The organism is Streptomyces sp. NPDC059853 (assembly GCF_042731495.1).
In the GTDB taxonomy this organism is placed as follows: Bacteria; Actinomycetota; Actinomycetes; order Streptomycetales; family Streptomycetaceae; genus Streptomyces.
The window spans coordinates 1-4,039 of sequence record NZ_JBHWJL010000390.1 but is presented as its reverse complement, the minus strand read 5'-3'; the positions used below and the strand labels follow the sequence as shown (position 1 = coordinate 4,039).

Annotated in this window: 2 protein-coding genes; both read left to right on the top strand. The window is 73.0% G+C overall.

Annotated features, from left to right (window positions below; translation table 11 throughout):
• Positions 1–228: 228 nt before the first annotated feature.
• Positions 229–2,106: an ABC transporter ATP-binding protein gene (locus tag ACFV5N_RS25460; protein WP_385604183.1), complete on the top strand. Its 1,878-nt coding sequence runs from the start codon at positions 229–231 to the stop codon at positions 2,104–2,106.
• A complete protein-coding gene (locus ACFV5N_RS25455) occupies positions 2,103–3,965 on the top strand; it encodes an ABC transporter ATP-binding protein (protein ID WP_385604180.1) in 1,863 nt (620 codons plus the stop codon). The genes ACFV5N_RS25460 and ACFV5N_RS25455 overlap by 4 nt, the downstream gene beginning before the upstream one ends.
• The last annotated feature ends 74 nt before the right edge of the window (positions 3,966–4,039 follow it).

The following is a 4,039-nucleotide window of genomic DNA, read 5'->3' as shown; positions in this document are numbered from 1 at the left end:
TGCGTAAGATGTGTATAAGATACTTATGTCTTTTGCGGTGCGCAGCGCCGCCTGCAGCTCCCGTACCTCGATTCGACTCATGCCCGCCACGGTAGCCGCCGCCACCGACAGAGCGGTCCCGGCCGGGGTCACAGGGCCCCGCGGCCCGCGCCGGCGCGCCTCCGCCCCGGGTCGTAGGACCAAAAACCCGGTGGGCAGTGTCAGTGGCGAAACGTAGGCTCAAGGGTGATGTCTGCCACCGACCCCTCCGCCGCCACGCCCGCACCGCCCGCCGCCGCCAAGCGATCCGTCGTCCGTTCCCTGCTGCGGCTGTGGCCCTATGTGCGGCCCGTGCGGCTGCGGCTCTTCGGCGCCGCGGGCGTCGCCATCCTGGCGGCCACCCTGGGGCTCACCATGCCGCTGATCCTCAAGTGGATCGTGGACGGACCGGTCGCCGACGGGGACACCACGGGGGTGTGGCTCGGCGGCACCGTCCTGCTGGTGGTGGGCCTGATCGAGGCCCTGCTGTTCGGCCTGCGCCGCTGGCTGGTGGCCCGCCCGCTGACCCGCGTCGAGGCCGCCCTGCGCTCGGACCTGTATCAGCACGTCCAGCGGCTGCCGGTCTCCTTCCACGACCGCTGGGCCACCGGCCAGCTGCTCTCCCGGGGCACCGGCGACCTCCAGCTGCTGCGCATGTGGCTGGCCTTCGGTCTCACCTTCCTCATCGTCAACAGCGCCACCATCGTCATCGGCTGCGTCATCCTGCTCGCCCAGCAGTGGTCGCTCGGCCTCATCCTGATGGCCCCGGTACCGGTCCTGATCATCCTGTGCATGATCTTCGAGACCCGGTACTCGGTGGTGGCCCGCCGGGCCCAGGACCAGATGGGCGACCTGACGACCCTGGTGGAGGAGTCGATCCTCGGCATCCGGGTCATCAAGGGTTTCGGCCGCCACCGCAGCCAGGCGCAGGCCTTCCAGGCCCTGTCCCAGCGGCTGGTGGACACCGAGATCCGCAAGGCCAAACTGCTGGCCTGGATCTGGACGTTCATCATGACGCTGCCCGAGCTGTTCATGGGCGCCGTACTGGTGGTCGGGGTGCTCCAGGTCGCGGACGGCGGGCTGACCGCGGGCACCCTGGTGGCGTTCATGGCCACCGCGATGGCCCTGCGCTGGCCGGTGGAGTCGATCGGCTTCCTGCTGGCCATGACCAATGACACGGCGGCGGCCACCGACCGGTTCTTCGAGGTCATGGACGTCCCCGTGCCGCCGGACCGGGCCAGGGAGCCGGAGCGGGGCCGGGCGACCGCCGAGGGCACCGGCACGGACGAGGGGATCCGCTTCGAGCGGGTGGTGTTCCGCTTCCCCGACGCCCCGCCCGACGCGCCCGCCGTGCTCGACGGCATCGATCTGCACATCCGCCCCGGCGAGACCATGGCCGTGGTGGGCGGCACCGGCAGCGGCAAGACCGCGCTGACCGCGCTCGTCCCCCGGCTGCACGAGGTCACCTCCGGGCGGATCACCCTGGACGGCACCGACATCGCCACCCTCCCGCTGCGCGAGGTCCGCGAACGGGTCGCGGTGGCCTTCGAGGAGCCCACCCTGTTCTCCGCCTCCGTCCGGGAGAACATCCTGATGGGCGCCCCCGGCCACGGCGGCACGGACGGCACGGACGGCGGGGACCGGGACGCCGAGCTGGAGCGGGCGCTGGGCATCAGCCAGGCGGACGGCTTCGTCGGCGCGCTGCCGCAGGGCGCCGACACCGAGGTCGGCGAACAGGGCCTGAGCCTGTCCGGCGGCCAGCGCCAGCGCCTCGCGCTGGCCCGCGCCGTGGTCGGCCGGCCCCGCTTCCTGGTGCTGGACGACCCGCTCTCCGCACTCGACGTGCACACCGAGGCCCGGGTGGAGGCGGCGCTGCGCGAGGTGCTGGCCACCACCACGGCCCTGGTGGTCGCGCACCGGCCCTCCACCGTCCAGCTCGCCGACCGGGTGGCCCTGCTCTCCGGCGGCCGGATCACCGCCGTGGGCACCCACACCGAGCTGCTGCGCGAGAACGCCGAGTACCGCCTGCTGATGACCGGCACGGCCCAGCCGGGACCGTCCGAGCCCGAAGAGGTCACCGTCCCATGAGCACCACCACCGCCACCACCGCCGAGGAGACCGCCGACGCCCCCCGGCGCCACGAGCCGGCCGCGCCCGACCCGATCGCCCAGGACAAGCTGCCCGCCCCGAAGGGCGCCTCCCGCGCGCTGCTGCTCGCCCTGCTGCGCCCGCACCGGGCCCGGGTCGCCCTGGCCTCCCTCCTGCTGCTCGCCCAGCAGGCCGCGGTGCAGGGCACCCCGCTGCTCGTCGCCTACGCCATCGACCGGGGTGTCCCGGCCGTGCGCGACGCCGGGAACTACGGCCCGCTGATCGCGGTGGCCGTCGCGTATCTGCTGTGCTCGGTGGGCGGCGGCGCCCTCCAGCACGTCTTCATCCGGGTGGTGGCCCGGATCAGCCAGCGCATCCTGCTGGAGGTGCGCGACCGCATCTACCGGCACGCCCAGGCGCTCAGCCTGGACTTCCACGACCGCTACACCTCGGGGCGGCTCATCTCCCGGGCCACCACCGATGTGCAGTCGCTGCGCGAACTCCTGGACGAAGGGCTCCAGGAGATGCTGATGGTGCTGGTGTCCGTGGTGTACATCGGGGCGCTGCTCTTCTACCTGGACCTGGGCCTGGGCGGCGCGGCGCTGGTGACGTTCGTGCCGCTGCTGTTCCTGGTGCAGAACTACCGGCGGCGCTCGGCCGAGCGCTTCAGCCGCCGGTCCACGGCGATCGCCAAGGTGATCGTCAAGTTCTCCGAGACGCTGAACGGCATCCGGCCGGTGAAGGCGTTCCGCCGGGAGGCCGCCAACGACGCCGGGTTCGAGACGCTGAACCGGCAGCACGAGCGGGTGAACGGCGACACCATCCTGGAGATGGCGCGCTTCGTGCTGCTGTCCCGGGTGATCGCGGCCACCGGGGTCGCGGCGATCGTCATGTGGGGCGCGTACCGGGTGGCCTCCGGCGAGCTGGAGCTGGGCGCGCTGGCGGCCGGCGCGCTGTACATCCGGCGGCTGTACGACCCGATCGACCGGTTCGCGATGATCCTGAACAACTACCAGTCGGCGGCCGCCTCGCTGGAGAAGATCGCCGGACTGCTGCACCAGCGGCCGGACGTGCCCGAGCCGGAGCGTCCGGTGACACCGGCGCCGCGGGCGGCCGGGCAGCCGGGGCGCGAGGTGGTGTTCGACGGCGTGCGGTTCGCGTACCGCACCGGCGGCGAGGTGCTGCCCACCTTCGACCTCACCCTCCCGGCCGGCCAGACCACGGCGCTGGTGGGCGCCACCGGTGCTGGGAAGTCGACGCTGGCGAAGCTGCTGGCGCGGTTCTACGACCCGACCGAGGGGCGGGTGCTGCTGGACGGCACGGACCTGCGCGATCTGACCCTCGCCGAACTGCGGCGCGGGGTGGTGATGGTGACCCAGGAGGCGTTCCTGTTCTCGGGCACCGTCGCGGAGAACATCGCCATCGGCAAGCCGGACGCGGACCGCGACGAGATCGAGCGGGCGGCGAAGGCGATCGGGGCGCACGACTTCATCACGGCGCTGCCGGACGGCTACGACACGGATGTGCGCAAGCGCGGCGGCCGGATCTCGGCCGGGCAGCGTCAGCTGGTGGCGTTCGCGCGGGTGCTGCTGGCCGACCCGTCGGTGGTGATCCTGGACGAGGCGACCTCGTCGCTGGACATCCCGGGCGAGAAGGCGGTGCAGGAGGCGATGGAGACGGTGCTGCGCGGCCGGACGGCGATGGTGATCGCGCACCGGCTGTCGACGGTGGAGATCGCCGACCGGGTGCTGGTGATGGAAGCCGGCCGCATCGTGGAGGACGGCCCCCCGGCCGACCTGATCGCGGGCACCGGGCGCTTCGCGCATCTGCACCGCGCCTGGCGCGAGAGCCTGGCCTGAGAGGCCGCCGGGGGCCGGACGGCGTGCGGCGGCCCGGGGCGGGGCCCGGCGTGCGGTCGGAGGCGGGCGCCTCC